Origin of the sequence: Cellulomonas cellasea (assembly GCF_030372105.1) — a bacterium.
Lineage (GTDB): Bacteria > Actinomycetota > Actinomycetes > Actinomycetales > Cellulomonadaceae > Cellulomonas_A > Cellulomonas_A cellasea_A.
The window spans coordinates 1-14,686 of the sequence record NZ_JAUDBQ010000019.1; the positions used below are offsets into that span (position 1 = coordinate 1).

The following is a 14,686-nucleotide window of genomic DNA, read 5'->3' on the forward strand; positions in this document are numbered from 1 at the left end:
GTATAGGAGCCAGCCACACCGCCTCCCACCACAGCGCCCCCCACGACCCCGCCGCCGACGGGCAAGACCTGCACCGCGACCTTCGCCGTGCAGAACTCCTGGCCCGGCGGGTTCCAGGGCTCCGTCACGGTGAAGGCCGGGTCCACTCTGCTGAGCAGCTGGTCCACCTCCTTCACACTGCCCTCGGGCACGAGCGTGGCGCAGGCGTGGAACGGCGAGGCCAGCACCTCGGGCGGCGTCACCACCGTGAAGAACGCCGCGTGGAACGGCCTGCTCAACCCGAGCGCGACGGTCACGTACGGGTTCATCGGATCGGGCAACGCCCCCACCGGCGCCGTGGCAGTCGGCTGCACCGCGAGCTGACCGCCGCCTGAGCCGGCCGCCTGATCCACACGCCGGCCTGACCGAGCGCCCCGCAGCAGCGTGGCGTTCACCGTGACAGGGCCCGCGCGCACGATGGAGCCCCACCCCCCGGGTGCTCCACCGCGCCGCGGGCCCTGTCGCGTCCGGGGCGGGCTGCGACTGGCCTGTGATGGGATGGCTCGATGGTGGACATCCGCGCCGTCCGGGGCGCACTCGACAACTCAGTGGCCGAGGCCGTGCGGGCGCTGGCGGCCCGGGCCCACGACGCCGACGGGGTGGCCCCGCTGTCCGAGCAGCCGCTGCTGTGGCTCGCCGACCCCGCCGCCCCGGTCGCGCATCTGCTCGTCGAGCGGCCCGGCGGGCCCGAGGCTCCGGGCGGCGCGCTCGTCGGGTACGCACAGCTCGACCTGGGCGCGCCGGGGGCGGCGTCCGCGGAGCTGGTGGTGGATCCCGCCGTCCGCCGGCGGGGCATCGGGCGGGGGCTGCTCGGCCAGGCGCACGCCCTGGCCGAGTCGGCCGGAGGCCTGCGCGTCTGGGCGCATGGCGACCTGCCGCCGGCCCAGGCCCTCGCGCGGGCTGCGGGGATGGCCCCGGTGCGCGAGCTGTGGCAGATGCGGCTCGACCTGCGCACCGCGGACCCGGAGCCAGGCGCGGCGTCCTCGCCGCAGCCGCCGCAGATGCCCGACGGCGTCACCGTCCGCACGTTCGTCCCCGGCAAGGACGAGGACGCCTGGGTGGCGCTCAACGCGCGCGCGTTCGCCGACCACCCCGAGCAGGGGCGCCTGACCCGCGCCGACCTGCTGGCCCGCGAGGCGGAGCCGTGGTTCGACCCGGAGGGCTTCTGGCTCGCCGAGCGTGACGGCCGCCTGCTGGGCTCGATGTGGACGAAGGTCGCGGAGCCGGGCGTCGGCGAGGTCTACGCGCTGGGCATCGACCCCGACGCCCAGGGGCTGGGCCTCGGCGGGGCGCTGACCCGGCTGGCCGTGGCGGCGTTGCGCGAGCGGGGCCTGGGCGCCGTGGAGCTCTACACCGAGGGTGACAACGAGCCCGCGATCCGCACGTACGCACGGGCCGGTTTCACACGTTCGGCCGTGGACGTGATGTACGGGACGCCTGCCCTCAGCGCGCGACCAGTGACACGATGAACGTATGAGCGACGACACAGCACCGACGCCCGACCGGAGCGCCGACCGCGACGCGCGCACGCCCGGCGCCGACGCGATCGCCCTGGTGGCCCCCGAGGGGCCGTCGGCCGTGCACGCCGCCCCAGACCCGGAGGAGGGCCTGCCCGACGATGCGGACGCGCCCGCCCGCCCGGTGCGGGCGCTGCCGCCCGAGCTGGCCGCGCACATCGCCGAGCACATCGCCGAGGACGACTCCGAGAAGCGCCCCGCCGGCGCCGACGCCCCACTGCCCGAGGGCCGGTTCCTCGACCGGGAGCTGAGCTGGCTGGCGTTCAACCAACGGGTGCTCGAGCTCGCCGAGGACCCGAGCCAGCCGCTGTTGGAGCGGGTGCGCTATCTGGCGATCTTCTCCTCGAACCTGGACGAGTTCTTCATGGTGCGGGTGGCCGGGTTGAAGCGGCGCATCGCGACGGGGCTGGCGGTGACGGCCGCGTCGGGGCTGAGCCCGCGCCAGGTGCTCGAGGCCATCAGCGTGCGCGCCCATGAGCTGGTCGCCCGGCACGCCCGGGTCTTCGCCGACGAGGTGCAGCCGGCGCTCGCCGCGGAGGGCATCACCATCGTGCGGTGGGACGACTTGGGCGACGGGGAGCAGGATCGGCTGCGCAAGTTCTTCCGGCGCCAGATCTTCCCGGTGCTGACCCCGCTGGCCGTGGACCCGGCCCACCCGTTCCCGTACATCTCCGGGCTGTCGCTGAACTTGGCGGTCGTGGTGACGAACCCGACGACGGGCAAGGAGCACTTCGCACGGGTGAAGGTGCCGCCGCTGCTGCCGCGGTACATCGCCGTGGACGCGCGCGGCCGCCCGAGCGCCCCCAGCACGCAGGCCGGGACCTTGGAGACGGGCCCGACGTCCTTCGTGCCGGTGGAGGACGTCATCTCCCAGCACCTCGACCAGCTCTTCCCGGGCATGGACATCGTGGAGCACCACACGTTCCGGGTGACCCGCAACGAGGACGTGGAGGTTGAGGAGGACGACGCGGAGAACCTGCTCCAGGCGATGGAGAAGGAGCTGCTGCGGCGACGGTTCGGCCCGCCGGTGCGCTTGGAGCTCGCCGATGGCATCAGCCCGCGCATCCGCCAGCTGCTGGTCCGCGAGCTCGGCGTCGTCGAGGAGGAGGTGTACCAGGTCCCCGCGCCGCTGGACCACACGGGCCTCAACCTCATCGCGGACCTGGACCGGCCGGACCTGCAGTACCCGCACTTCGTGCCGTCGACGCACCGCCACCTCGCCGAGGTGGAGAGCGCGACACCCACCGACGTGTTCGCGGCCATCCGCGAGCGGGACATCCTGCTGCACCACCCGTACGACTCGTTCTCCACGTCGGTGCAGACGTTCCTGCAGCAGGCGGCCGCGGACCCGCAGGTGCTGGCCATCAAGCAGACCCTGTACCGCACGTCCGGCGACTCCCCGATCGTCGACGCCCTGATCGACGCGGCCGAGGCCGGCAAGCAGGTGCTGGCCCTGGTGGAGATCAAGGCCCGCTTCGACGAGCAGGCCAACATCTCGTGGGCGCGCAAGCTCGAGCAGGCGGGCGTGCACGTCGTCTACGGGATCGTGGGCCTCAAGACGCACTGCAAGCTGTCCCTCGTCGTCCGGCAGGAGGCTGACGGGCTGCGCCGCTACTGCCACATCGGCACCGGCAACTACAACCCGAAGACGGCCCGCATCTACACCGACCTGGGCCTGCTGACCTGCGACCCGGATGTCGGCCAGGACCTGACGCGCCTGTTCAACCAGCTCTCGGGCTACGCGCCGAAGTCCCGGTTCCACCGCCTGCTCGTGGCGCCGCGCTCGGTGCGCACCGGGCTTGTCGAGCGCATCGAGCGCGAGGCGCAGGCCGCCCGGGAGGGCCGCCCGGCGTGGATCAAGATCAAGGTCAACTCGATGGTCGACGAGGCGGTGATCGACGCGCTGTACCGGGCCTCGCAGGCCGGGACGCCCATCGACCTGGTGGTGCGCGGCATCTGCGCGCTGCGGCCCGGGGTGCCGGGCCTGAGCGACACCATCCAGGTGCGCTCGATCCTGGGCCGGTTCCTCGAGCACTCGCGCATCTTCGCGTTCGCCGCCAGCGACGGGGTGCCCACCGGCGCCGGCCAGCCGGCGGACCCGGGGCCTGAGGTGTTCATCGGCTCCGCCGACTTGATGCACCGCAACCTGGACCGCCGCGTCGAGGCGCTGGTGCGCATCACGGACCCGGAGGAGACCGCCGAGCTGGTGGGGCTGATCGACGAGTCAGTGGACCCGGGAACCTCGAGTTGGCACCTGGCCGCCGACGGCTCGTGGACGCGGCACGCCACAGCGCCCGACGGGACCCCGCTGCGCGACCTGCAGGCCTCGCTCATCCGCCGTCAGCGGCGGCACGGGGCCGCCCGGTGAGCCCTGCGCGACAGCCGACGGTCCAGGCGGCCGGCGCGCTCGTGTGGCGCGTGCGACAGGGATCCCTGCAGGTGGCGCTGGTGCACCGGCCCCGGTACAAGGACTGGTCGTGGCCCAAGGGCAAGCTCGAGCCCGGCGAGGGGCTGGCCGCCGCGGCGATCCGGGAGGTCGCCGAGGAGACCGGCCACGACGTGGTGCTGGGCATGCGACTGCCCACGGTGCGGTACGCGCTGGCCGACGGGCGCCGCAAGCACGCGCACTACTGGGCCGCGCAGGTCGCCGGGCGTCCGGACGCCCCCGCGCTGCTCGCCCGGCCGCCGGTGCCGCGCGCGTCGACCACCGAGATCGACGCGGTGCGCTGGATGGACGTGGAGACGGCGCAACGCAAGCTCACGCGCTCCGACGACCAGAAGCCGCTGGCCGAGCTCGTCGACGCGTTCAACCGGGGATGCCTCGACACTCGGGCGGTCATCGTCGCCCGGCATGGCAAGGCCGTCAGCCGGGCCGCGTGGGCGGGCGACGAGGCAGACCGGCCCCTCACCCCGCTCGGCCGGCGGCAGGCCCAGGCCCTGGTCCCGGTGCTCTCCGCCTTCGGCGTCACGCAGGTCGTCACGAGCCGTTGGGCCCGATGCGAGCACACCGTGGCGCCGTATCTGGCGGCGACGGCTGGCGGCGCCATCGTCTCCGAGCGCCTCACCGAGGCGTCGCATCAGAGCTCCCCCGGCCAGGTCGCCGCCGAGGTGGAGGACCTGCTGACGGGCCGCACGGACGCCGTGCTGTGCACCCACCGGCCAGTGCTGCCGACGATCCTCGACGTGCTGGGCGCCCACGCCCGCCGCAAGGTCGCCGACAAGCTCCCCGCGGCCGACCCGTTCCTCGCCCCCGGCGAGGCGCTCGTCGCGCATGTCGCGCTCACCGAGAAGGGGCCGCGCGTGGTCGCGGCAGAACGACACCTGCCCGCGGCCGACTGACGGCTCGCGGGCAGGTGGGCGTTCGACGTGCGGGCGCTCAGGAGAGCAGCGGGTTCAGCATCCAGAAGAAGATGGCTGCGACGAGCGCCGCCGCCGGGATGGTCAGCAGCCAGGCGAGGCCGATGTTCTTCGCGACGCCCCAGCGCACCGCCGACAGCCGCTTGGTGGCGCCGACGCCCATGATCGCCGAGGTGATCGTGTGCGTGGTCGACACCGGCGCGCGCAGGACGAACGCGTTGACGTAGAGCACCACAGCGGAGACCGACTCGGCGACGAAGCCGCGCGCGGGGTCCAGCTCGATGATCTTGCGTCCCAGCGTGCGCATGATGCGCCACCCGCCGGCGTAGGTCCCCGCGGAGATCGCCGCGGCGGCCGCCAGCTTGACCCACAGGGGGATCTCGCCGGGGCTCGCCCAGCCGACGGTGAGCAGCGCGAGGAAGATCACGCCCATCGTCTTCTGCGCGTCCTGCAGGCCGTGGCCCAGCGCCATGGCGGCCGCCGAGGCGGTCTGCGCGAGGCGGAACCTGCGAGTGGTGCGCGACGGCGCCGCGTTGCGGATGAGCCACAGCAGCCCGACCATCACGAAGAACGCGAGGCCGAAGCCGACGAGCGGCGAGATGATCATCGGCAGGACGACCTTGTCGACGATCGCGCTGCCGTAGATGCCCAGGCCACCGGCGAGGCCGGCGCCGACGAGGCCGCCGATCAGGGCGTGCGTGGAGGACGAGGGCAGGCCGAACCACCATGTGATGAGGTTCCACGTGATCGCGCCGACGAGGGCGCACAGCACCACCACGAGGGCGGTGTGCGAGGAGGCGTGCTGCAGGTCGACGATCGACGTGGCGATCGTCTCGGCGACCTCCGTGCCGAGCAGCGCGCCGGCGAAGTTCATCACCGCGGCCATGATGAGCGCGGCCCGCGGGGTCAGCGCACGCGTCGAGACCGAGGTCGCGATGGCGTTGGCCGCGTCGTGGAAGCCGTTCGTGTAGTCGAAGCCGAGTGCGAGCGCGACGACAAGGATGACAAGTGCGAGTTCCACCGGAGCTCAGGACTCCTTGAGGGCGATGGTCTCGACGGTGTTCGCCACCTTCTCGAACGCGTCAGCGGCGTCCTCGAGCTTCTCCACGACCTCCTTGAGCTTCATCAGCAGGATGGGGTCGGTGATCTCGTCGAAGAGCTGCGCGAGGAGCTTGCGGTGGGTCTTGTCGGCCTGGTTCTCCAGGCGGTTGACCTCGACCCAGTAGTCGGCGAGGTCCTCCATCGAGCGCAGCCGCGGCATCGCGTCGGCAGTCAGCTCGGCGGCCCGCTGCAGCACCTGGACCTGGTCCGAGACGCGCGCCGGGAGCTCCTCGAGCTTGTAGAGCACGATGAGGTCGGCGGCCTCCTCCATGAAGTCCATGCAGTCGTCCAGCGCCGAGGCGAGGCCGTAGATGTCATCCCGGTCGAACGGGGTGACGAAGGTCTGGTTGAGGCGACGCATGATCGTGTGCGTCGCGTCGTCGGCGAGGTGCTCCACCTCGACCAACTGCTTGGCGATCGCCTTCCGGGCGGGACGTTCAGCGCCGAGCAACTCGGCGAGCAGGTTGGCGCCCGTCACGAGATGAGCTGCTGAGGCGGCCAAGAGGTCGAAGAACGAGGTATCGCGCGGGGTCAGGCGCAGGCGCACGGCAGGCTCCGATGGGGGGGATGCAGGTCGGGCACAGGCTAGGGCAGAAGCGCGGGGGGCGCGCAACCCTGGTGTGTCTGGCACGCATGTGTTCGGGGGGACTGGACGGGGAATTCGAGGCGACGCCGGACCGCAGAGCGCCTGTCGGCGCGAAGGCCGCTCGAAGCGGCATTGTGTGGAGCCCGGGGCTACCGCGATCCGACGTCGGAAAAATCATACGCCCGGCGCCTGAGGGCTCCGCAACGCTCAGTCGAGCTTCTCCACCCGCCACAGCGCTGCGGCCTCTTCGAGTTCCTCAGCCGTTCTGACCAGCGAGGACGCCCCGCGGGTGAGTTGATGCGCGGCCCGGTCGTCACTCGTCTCCAGGTAGTCCGCGTCGAAGGCGGCCCCGGTGGCGAGCACTCGGCAGAACGCCGCGCCGCGCTCCAGCGCCACGGCCAAGTCGCCTGTGTAGACCCCGGAGAGGACGGCGTCGGCCACGTCGCGCACCTCGTCGGGCCCCGGCGGGCTGGCCACCCCCGCCACCGCGTCATGCACGGGCGCCGCCGCGAGGCCCAGCCGGTACCGCTCCGCGACCGTGCCCGGGTCGCGGCGCACCCATTCGCGCAGCACGTACAGCCGCCACAGGGCGCCGGGCAGCGTGCCGGACGGGCTGTCCGCCCACATCGCGGCCACCACGTCCAGGCCCTCCGCCTCGACGAGCCGCACCAGCCGCTCGACCAGCTCGGGGTCGTCGGCGCCGGTGCGCCCATGCCGCACGATCGCGCCAGCGGTGGTGTGCGCGACCTCGGATCGGACCGCCGGGTCGATGCCGCCGGGCAGGCTCTCCGCCTGCTGCTGGTCGAGCCGGGCCGGTCGTCGTGGACGTCTCGCCGCGCCGTCTGAGGTGCTCATCGTTACATTGTCAACGAGGCCGAAGTCGGTGCGCACACCGTGGTGGGCGCCCTTCCGGTTGGTCACAGGCACTGGAGGCGAACCATGGCGCAGTCCGCAGCAGGCTCAGCACAGGAACGTCATCCGGATCACAACAAGGCCGTCGCGCTGGCGGTCGCCGCCGCAGTCGGTGGGTTCCTGTTCGGGTTCGACAGCTCGGTCATCAACGGCGCGGTCGACGCGATCGAGGACACCTTCGAGCTCAACGCCACGCTGACGGGCTTCGCGGTGGCGGTCGCACTCCTGGGATGCGCATTCGGCGCATGGGCGGGAGGCCGGCTCGCCGACCGCTGGGGCCGCCCGCGGGTCATGCTGCTGGGCGCGATCTTGTTCTTCGTGTCCTCACTGGGCTCGGGCTTCGCCTTCGCGGTGTGGGACCTGATCTTCTGGCGGATCGTGGGCGGCATCGGCATCGGCATCGCGTCGGTGATCGCCCCGGCGTATATCGCCGAGATCGCGCCGGCGGCCATGCGCGGCCGGCTCGGGTCGCTGCAGCAGCTCGCGATCACGCTCGGCATCTTCGCCGCCCTGCTCTCGGACGCGCTGTTCGCGAACCTGTCGGGCGGCGCCAACGAGCCGAGCCTGTTCGGCCTGGCCGCGTGGCGGTGGATGTTCATCGTGGCCGTCATCCCCGCCACGGTGTACGGGGTGCTGGCGATGCGGATCCCCGAGTCGCCGCGCTACCTGGTGGCCGAGGGGCGGCCCGACGAGGCCGTGAAGGTGCTGTCCCGGGTGCTCGGCCCGGATGAGGACCCGCGTGCGCGCGTGCGCGACATCGAGAAGACGATCGAGACCGACAAGGCCCTCGCCGACCAGGCGTCGTTGCGCGGGCCCACGCTGGGCCTGCTGCCCATCGTGTGGGTCGGCATCCTGCTGTCGGTGTTCCAGCAGTTCGTCGGCATCAACGTGATCTTCTACTACTCCACGACGCTGTGGCAGGCCGTCGGCTTCGACGAGTCGGACTCGTTCATCGTCTCCGTCTTCACGTCCGTCACCAACGTGGTGGTCACGTTCATCGCCATCGCGCTGATCGACAAGGTGGGCCGCCGCCCCATCCTGCTCACCGGGTCCTTGGGCATGACGGCGATGCTCGGCGTGATGGCGCTGGCCTTCACGCAATCCGTCGGGCCCTCGGACGATGTGACGCTGCCCGGCGCCTGGGGGCCGATCGCCCTCGTCGCGGCCAACCTGTTCGTCGTCTTCTTCGGGGCGTCCTGGGGGCCGCTGGTGTGGGTGCTGCTCGGGGAGATGTTCCCGAACCGCATCCGCGCGGTGGCGCTGGGGGTCGCGGCGGCGTGCCAGTGGATCGCCAACTTCCTCATCACCGTGTCCTTCCCTCCGATGCTCGCCGCGTTCGGCGCCACCGGCCCGTACCTGATGTACGCGGTGTTCGCGGCGCTGTCGTTCTTCTTCGTGCTGTGGAAGGTGCCGGAGACCAAGGGCGTCGAGCTCGAGGACATGCAGGGCAAGACCCGGCAGCGCAAACCCCGCTCGGCCTGACGCCCGCGCCCGGAGTCAGCGGGCCCCGGCGCCACGCGCCGCGCTCACTCGGAGGCGGTCGGACAGGGCGAGGACCTCGTCACGCAGGGCGTCCGGGGCGATCACCTCGAAGTCCCAGCCGAGCCCGGCCAGCATGCGGGCCATGCCGTCGAGGTTCTCCGCGCGCGCCTCGAGGAGCACACCGTCGACGTGCTCGCTCAGCCGTCCCACGCTCCGGGGCAGGCGCGCGCCCGCGTCGGCGAGGGTGGTCCGCAACACGACGGAGACCTCATGCGACCACCTGACCGCCCCGATGCCCGAGACGACCTGCGTCCGGGCGTCGAAGTCGGCGGGCACGTCGTAGGAGCCCTCGCCCTGTGTGACTGAGGCGATGCGGTCCAGGCGGAAGGTCCGCACGTCGTGTCGGGCGTGGTCGTGTCCGGTGGCGTACCACCGGCCGGAGTGGAAGACCAAGCCGTAGACGTCGACCTCACGCTGCGAGTCCCGCCCATCCCATGCGGTGTACTCGATCAGGACGGTGCGCCGCGCTTGGGCTGCCGAGGCGAGGCCAAGCAGCGTGTCGGCGCCGGCGGGAGCGGCGGGGAGCGGCGGGGTCGTGAACTGTGCGGTCGACAGCAGGTTCTCGAGCCGTTGGCCCAGGGCCCGCGGCAGCACCCGCGACACCTTGGCCAGCGCGCTCGCCGCCGCCGCATGGTCGGTGGTGGCCAGCCCCGCGCGTTCCGCGGCCCTGAGGCCCAGGACGACTGCGACGGCCTCGTCGTCGGTGAGCATCAGCGGCGGCAGCTTGTAGCCCGGTGCGAGCCGGTACCCGCCGTATCTGCCCCGCTGCGCCTGGACGGGGATGCCGAGGTCGGCGAGGTGCTCGGCATAGCGCCGGACCGTGCGCTCGTCGACTCCCACCCGAGCGGCGAGATCGCCGACGGTGCGCTGGCCGCCCGTCTGGAGCAGCTCCAACATGGCGAGCACGCGAGCGGTCGGGCGGGTCACGGCCCTCCTCGGAACTGCTAGGAACACTGCTAGGAGAACTGCTCGGAAACTCGTGTCAGGCAGGCCCCGCATACCGGGCGGAACCTGTCCGCAAACCACCCTAGCGTTGCCTCCATGAACACCACCACCTACGTCCTCGTCCCCGGCTTCTGGCTCGGAGGCTGGGCTTGGCGTGCCGTCGCAGACTCCCTGCGTGAGCGCGGCCACGTCGTGCACGCCGTCGACCTCCCAGGCATGGGCGAGCGCGCCCACCTCGGCTCCCCCGAGACCGACCTGACCACCCACATCGACGACGTGGCGCACCTGCTCGAGCAGCAGGACCTGCACGACGTCGTGCTCGTCGGCCACAGCTACGGCGCCCTGGTGACGACAGGTGTGGCGGACCGCATGCCCGATCGCGTGGCGCGCCTGGTCTACATCGACTCAGGGCCCCTGCCGGACGGCATGGCACAGGCCGACTTCGAGGGGCCCGACGCGCGCGCGGCCAACGAGGACCTGGTCATGACGCAGGGCCAGGGCTGGAAGCTCCCGCCGCCGCCCTGGGCAGCGCTCGCCGCCCAGGCGCCCGAGGTCGACGACGCCGCCGTCGCCGCGCTCGTCGAGGGCTCGCAGCCGCAGCCCTGGCTGACCGCCACCCAGCCGGTCGCGCTCACCGGCGCCTGGGAGCGGCTGCCCCGGACGGGCGTGCTGTGCAGCTTCAGCCTGGAGCAACTGCGGCAGATGGCGCCACAGACGCCGGTGTTCGCGCACATGGTCGACGGCGACTGGACGTACGTCGAGCTTCCGACCTGGCACTGGCCGATGATCAGCCGACCGGTGGAGCTCGCCGCGGTGCTGGAGTCCGTCAGCGGCTAGGCGCCGCCGAGGTCGACGCCCAGGTCGAGGTCGGCGAGCAGCACGGGCAGCCCGCTGGCCATCGACTGGTTGCCGGCGATGCCCACGGCGGCGGCGCGCACCCCGTCGAGGTAGCCCGCCGCACGGCCCAGCGGGTCGTCCTGCGCGCCGCGGAACACGTCCGCGAGCAGGATCGCGTCCCCGCCGCCGTGGCTGCCGCGCCCGCGCGGGATCGGGTGCTCATAGGCCTGCGCCCAGTGGCGCTGCACCAGCAGCCGCTCGCCATGCGGGCGGGGGCCCTCGTCCACCCGGTCCGGCGTGGCGCTCGGGTCGAGCACGGCGTTGCCGTCAGCGTCGGGCTGCACGGCGCCGCGCTCGACGACCTCGAGCTCGGCGCGCCCGGCCGTGCCGTTGACCGTCACGCGGTACCCCTCCCACGGGCTGTGCGCGTTGAGCGAGTACGTGAGGGTGGCGCCGCGCTGGTAGTCGACGAGCACCGACATGTTGTCCTCGATGGTGATGCCGGGGCCGAAGACGTCCTGGTCGCGCAGGTAGCCGTCGTGCTCCTCGGCGTCGAGGTAGAGCGCCGCCAACCGGGAGTCGGCGCGCAGGTCCAGCGCGAACGGGTCGCCCACGGCGCCGGTTCCGCGCGTGGGCCGGGGGCCGAGCGACCGGGCGCGGGCGTTCTCGTCGCCGTAGAAGCGCAGCCCCCCGGAGGCGAACACCCGGGTGGGGACGTCGTCGAGCCACCAGTTCACCAGGTCGAAGTGGTGGCTGGACTTGTGCACCAGCAGGCCGCCCGACTTCGACTTGTCGCGGTGCCAGCGGCGGAAGTAGTCGGCGCCGTGCACGGTGTCGAGGGCCCATTCGAAGTGCACGCTCGTGACGTCGCCGATGACGCCGGTGGCGATGACCTCGCGCAGCGCGGAGTTCCGCGGCGAGTAGCGGTAGTTGAAGGTCATCACGACGTCGCGGCCGGTGCGCGCGACGGCGTCGGAGATGCGCCGGCAGCCCGCGGCGTCGATGGTGAGCGGCTTCTCGAGCACGACGTCGGCGCCGGCGTCGAGCGCGCGGGAGACCACGTCGGCGTGGGTGTGGTCGGGGGTGGCGACGACGACCCGCTCCACCTGCTGCTCCGCGATCATCTGCTCGAGCGCGTCGGGCTGGTAGCGGGGCAGCTGGGCTCCCACGTGCGCGTCGTAGTAGGCGGCGCGGGCGGGGTTGGGCTCGCACCAGGCCACGAGCTCGGCGACCTCGGCGTGCTCGCCGACGATCGCGTCGATGTACATCTGGGAGCGGTGGCCCGCGCCGACGACGGCGTGGCGGCGGCGGCCGCCGGGCGCAGCCGCAGAGTCGGTGTCGGACACCGTGTCGGGTCCGGTGTCGGTGACTGTGGCAAGAGGGGCTGGCGCGGGCGACGTCGACGTCATGATGTCCTCAGCGTTCTCTCGGCGCGACGGCGCCGACTCGTGGGAAAGCGCGTTCCGTAGCGCCAGACTAGTCCGCCCCAGCGTCGCGCTCTAGGATCTACAACGATGAACAGTCGGCGAGGACGCCGACACGCACCTCAGGAGAAGCTGATGCCCCACCCGCGCGCCCAGGTCGTGCTCCACCCCGACTTCCAGGTCGGCGAGATCGACCGCCGCCTGTTCGGATCCTTCGTCGAGCACCTCGGCCGGGCCGTCTACACCGGGATCTACGAGCCCGGCCACGCCACCGCCGACGAGCACGGCTTCCGCCGCGACGTCGCCGACCTCACCCGCGAGCTCGGCGTCAGCGTGGTGCGCTACCCCGGCGGCAACTTCGTCTCCAACTACAACTGGGAGGACGGCGTCGGCCCCCGCGCCGAGCGCAAGCCGTTCATCGACCTCGCCTGGCGCACCATCGAGCCCAACGACATCGGCACCGACGAGTTCCTGCAGTGGGCCGAGCGCGAGGGCATCGAGCCGATGATGGCCGTCAACCTCGGCACCCGCGGCGTCGCCGCCGCAGCGGCCCTCGTCGAGTACTGCAACGGCGAGGCGGGCAGCCGCTGGGCCGACCTGCGCATCGCCAACGGCCGCGAGAAGCCCTACGGCGTGCGGCTGTGGTGCCTGGGCAACGAGATGGACGGCCCGTGGCAGATCGGCCACAAGGACGCCGAGACGTACGGCCGGCTCGCCGCCGAGGCCGGGAAGGCCATGAAGCTCGTCGACCCGAGCATCGAGCTCGTGGTGTGCGGGTCCTCCTCGATGCAGATGGACACGTTCGGCTCCTGGGAGCGGACAGTCCTGGAGCACACGTACGACATCGTCGACCACCTCTCCATGCACGCGTACTACGAGGAGCTCGACGGCGACCGCGCCAGCTTCCTCGCCTCCGGCACCGCGATGGACCGCTTCATCCGCCGGGTCGTGGCCTCCGCCGACGCCGTCGGCGCCGAGCGCCGCTCCGACAAGGAGATCACCCTCTCCTTCGACGAGTGGAACGTCTGGTACCTGGCCACGCGGTTCCCCGGGGAGAAGAACCTGCCACTGCAGCGCGACGCCCCGCGCATCATCGAGGACGTCTACTCCGGACTCGACGCCGTGGTGGTCGGGGACCTGCTGGTCACCCTGCTCAACCACGCCGACCGGGTGCCCGTCGCGTGCCTCGCCCAGCTCGTCAACGTCATCGCCCCGATCATGACGGAGCCCGGCGGCGAGTCCTGGCGCCAGCCCACCTTCCACCCCTTCGCCGAGACCGCCCGGATCGCGCGCGGCGCCGCGCTGGACCTGCGCGTCACCTCCCCCACCACCACGACCCGCCAGCACGGCGAGGCGCCCCTCGTGACCGCCGCCGCCACCTGGGACGAGGGCGCGGACGGTGACGGCGCCCTGGCGCTGTTCCTGGTCAACCGCTCCGCCGAGCCGGTCGAGGTGGACCTCGCGCACGTCGGGCTCACCGTCGACCTCACCGGTGGCGTCCAGCTCGTGGCCGACCACGAGCCGGCCGTCGCGGGCCCCGAGCACGCGGCCCGCGTCGCGGAGCGCTGCCTGTCCACCGTGCCCGCCCCCGCGGGCGGCGAGGGTGGCAGCACGACGCTCACCCTCGCGCCGGAGTCGTGGACGGCGTTCCACGGGACCGCCCGGAGGAGCTGACCGTCCCGCCGCTCGGGGCCCCGGCTGAGGCACACTCGTGCCTATGTCCCGTCCCATGTCCCGCACCGACGAGGTCGTCGACGGCATCAAGAAGATGATCCTCGACGGCCGGCTGCACCCCGGTGACCGGCTCCCCGTGGAGAAGGACCTCGCCACGGAGCTGGGCGTCTCCCGCGGGTCACTGCGGGAGGGGGTGCGCGCGCTGTCGATCCTGGGGGTGCTCGACACCCGGCAGGGCGACGGCACGTACGTGACGAGCCTGGACCCCGAGCGGCTGCTCGCCCCGATGGGCTTCGTCGTCGACCTGCACGGGCAGAGCGGCGCGGAGTCCTTCCACGCCGTGCGGCGGCTGCTGGAGACCGAGGCCGCAGGTCTGGCGGCCCAGCACATCGACGCCGCGGGGCTCGCGGAGGCCCGGGCGATCCTCGACTCGGCCGCCGCCGCGCTGCGGGAGGATCCGCTCGACCATGAGCGGCTCCTGGAGATGGACATCGCGTTCCACCGGGCCATCGCCACCGCCGCGGGCAACCCCGTGCTGGCCGCGCTGGTGGAGTCGCTCGCGAGCCGCACCGTGCGGGCGCGGCTGTGGCGCAGCCGGACCGATGAGGACGTGGCCCGGCGGACCCATGACGAGCATGAGGCCGTGCTCGCCGCGCTGGCCGCAGGCGACCCGGACCGGGCCCGGCTGCGGATGGCCGTGCACCTGCTCGGCGTCGAGGACTTCGTGCACGGCTCCGAGCCCGACTGACCGG

At 72.6% G+C, this 14,686-nt stretch carries 13 protein-coding genes; 7 read left to right on the forward strand and 6 right to left on the reverse strand.

The features are described from left to right. Positions 1-392, reverse strand: a 392-nt coding sequence (locus QUV83_RS17700; protein ID WP_436231936.1) for a hypothetical protein, incomplete at its 3' end; no start/stop codon positions are given. A 153-nt stretch (positions 393-545) separates the two neighbouring features. Between QUV83_RS17700 and mshD the strand changes: the two genes are divergently transcribed. From mshD to QUV83_RS15685, 3 genes are read left to right on the forward strand one after another with little or no spacing between them, the layout of a single operon-like run. Beyond that, a complete protein-coding gene (gene mshD, locus QUV83_RS15675) occupies positions 546-1,508 on the forward strand; it encodes a mycothiol synthase (protein WP_289565859.1) in 963 nt (320 codons plus the stop codon). A 4-nt stretch (positions 1,509-1,512) separates the two neighbouring features. Then, positions 1,513-3,924, forward strand: coding sequence for an RNA degradosome polyphosphate kinase (locus tag QUV83_RS15680; protein ID WP_289565860.1), 2,412 nt, complete (start codon positions 1,513-1,515; stop codon positions 3,922-3,924). Further along, positions 3,921-4,895: an NUDIX hydrolase gene (locus tag QUV83_RS15685; protein WP_289565861.1), complete on the forward strand. Its 975-nt coding sequence runs from the start codon at positions 3,921-3,923 to the stop codon at positions 4,893-4,895. Before QUV83_RS15680 ends, QUV83_RS15685 begins: the two co-directional genes overlap by 4 nt. A gap of 37 nt (positions 4,896-4,932) precedes the next feature. Here the strand turns inward: QUV83_RS15685 and QUV83_RS15690 are convergent, their stop codons facing one another. The 3 genes from QUV83_RS15690 to QUV83_RS15700 form a co-directional block, all read right to left on the reverse strand. Beyond that, a complete protein-coding gene (locus QUV83_RS15690; protein WP_289565862.1) occupies positions 4,933-5,934 on the reverse strand; it encodes an inorganic phosphate transporter in 1,002 nt (333 codons plus the stop codon). Between the two features lie 6 nt (positions 5,935-5,940). Next, entirely contained in the window at positions 5,941-6,561 is a 621-nt protein-coding gene (locus QUV83_RS15695) for a DUF47 domain-containing protein (RefSeq protein WP_289565863.1), read from the reverse strand. A 246-nt stretch (positions 6,562-6,807) separates the two neighbouring features. Continuing rightward, positions 6,808-7,455: a hypothetical protein gene (locus QUV83_RS15700; RefSeq protein ID WP_289565864.1), complete on the reverse strand. Its 648-nt coding sequence runs from the start codon at positions 7,453-7,455 to the stop codon at positions 6,808-6,810. A gap of 84 nt (positions 7,456-7,539) precedes the next feature. Between QUV83_RS15700 and QUV83_RS15705 the strand changes: the two genes are divergently transcribed. Further along, positions 7,540-8,994 carry a sugar porter family MFS transporter gene (locus QUV83_RS15705; RefSeq protein WP_289565865.1) on the forward strand — a complete coding sequence of 485 codons (1,455 nt, stop codon included), beginning with the start codon at positions 7,540-7,542 and terminating at the stop codon, positions 8,992-8,994. 15 nt (positions 8,995-9,009) lie between these two features. On the opposite strand, the gene QUV83_RS15710 is transcribed toward QUV83_RS15705, so the two are convergent. After that, positions 9,010-9,981, reverse strand: a complete 972-nt coding sequence (locus QUV83_RS15710) for a helix-turn-helix transcriptional regulator (protein ID WP_289565866.1) — start codon at positions 9,979-9,981, stop codon at positions 9,010-9,012. Between the two features lie 114 nt (positions 9,982-10,095). Here QUV83_RS15710 and QUV83_RS15715 point away from each other — a divergent pair, with 114 nt between their 5' ends. Then, on the forward strand, positions 10,096-10,836 hold the full coding sequence (locus tag QUV83_RS15715) for an alpha/beta fold hydrolase (RefSeq protein WP_289565867.1): 741 nt from the start codon (positions 10,096-10,098) through the stop codon (positions 10,834-10,836). On the opposite strand, the gene QUV83_RS15720 is transcribed toward QUV83_RS15715, so the two are convergent. Continuing rightward, the gene (locus QUV83_RS15720; protein ID WP_289565868.1) at positions 10,833-12,245 is read right to left on the reverse strand and encodes a Gfo/Idh/MocA family protein; all 1,413 of its coding nucleotides are present in this window, start codon (positions 12,243-12,245) and stop codon (positions 10,833-10,835) included. The two genes, QUV83_RS15715 and QUV83_RS15720, sit on opposite strands and share 4 nt — an antisense overlap. A 150-nt stretch (positions 12,246-12,395) precedes the next feature. On the opposite strand from QUV83_RS15720, the gene QUV83_RS15725 reads away from it, so the two are divergent. Together QUV83_RS15725 and QUV83_RS15730 are read left to right on the forward strand one after the other, a co-directional pair. Continuing rightward, the gene (locus QUV83_RS15725) at positions 12,396-13,934 is read left to right on the forward strand and encodes an alpha-N-arabinofuranosidase (protein WP_289565869.1); all 1,539 of its coding nucleotides are present in this window, start codon (positions 12,396-12,398) and stop codon (positions 13,932-13,934) included. Positions 13,935-13,977: 43 nt separating this feature from the next. Continuing rightward, entirely contained in the window at positions 13,978-14,682 is a 705-nt protein-coding gene (locus tag QUV83_RS15730; RefSeq protein WP_289565870.1) for a FadR/GntR family transcriptional regulator, read from the forward strand. The last annotated feature ends 4 nt before the right edge of the window (positions 14,683-14,686 follow it).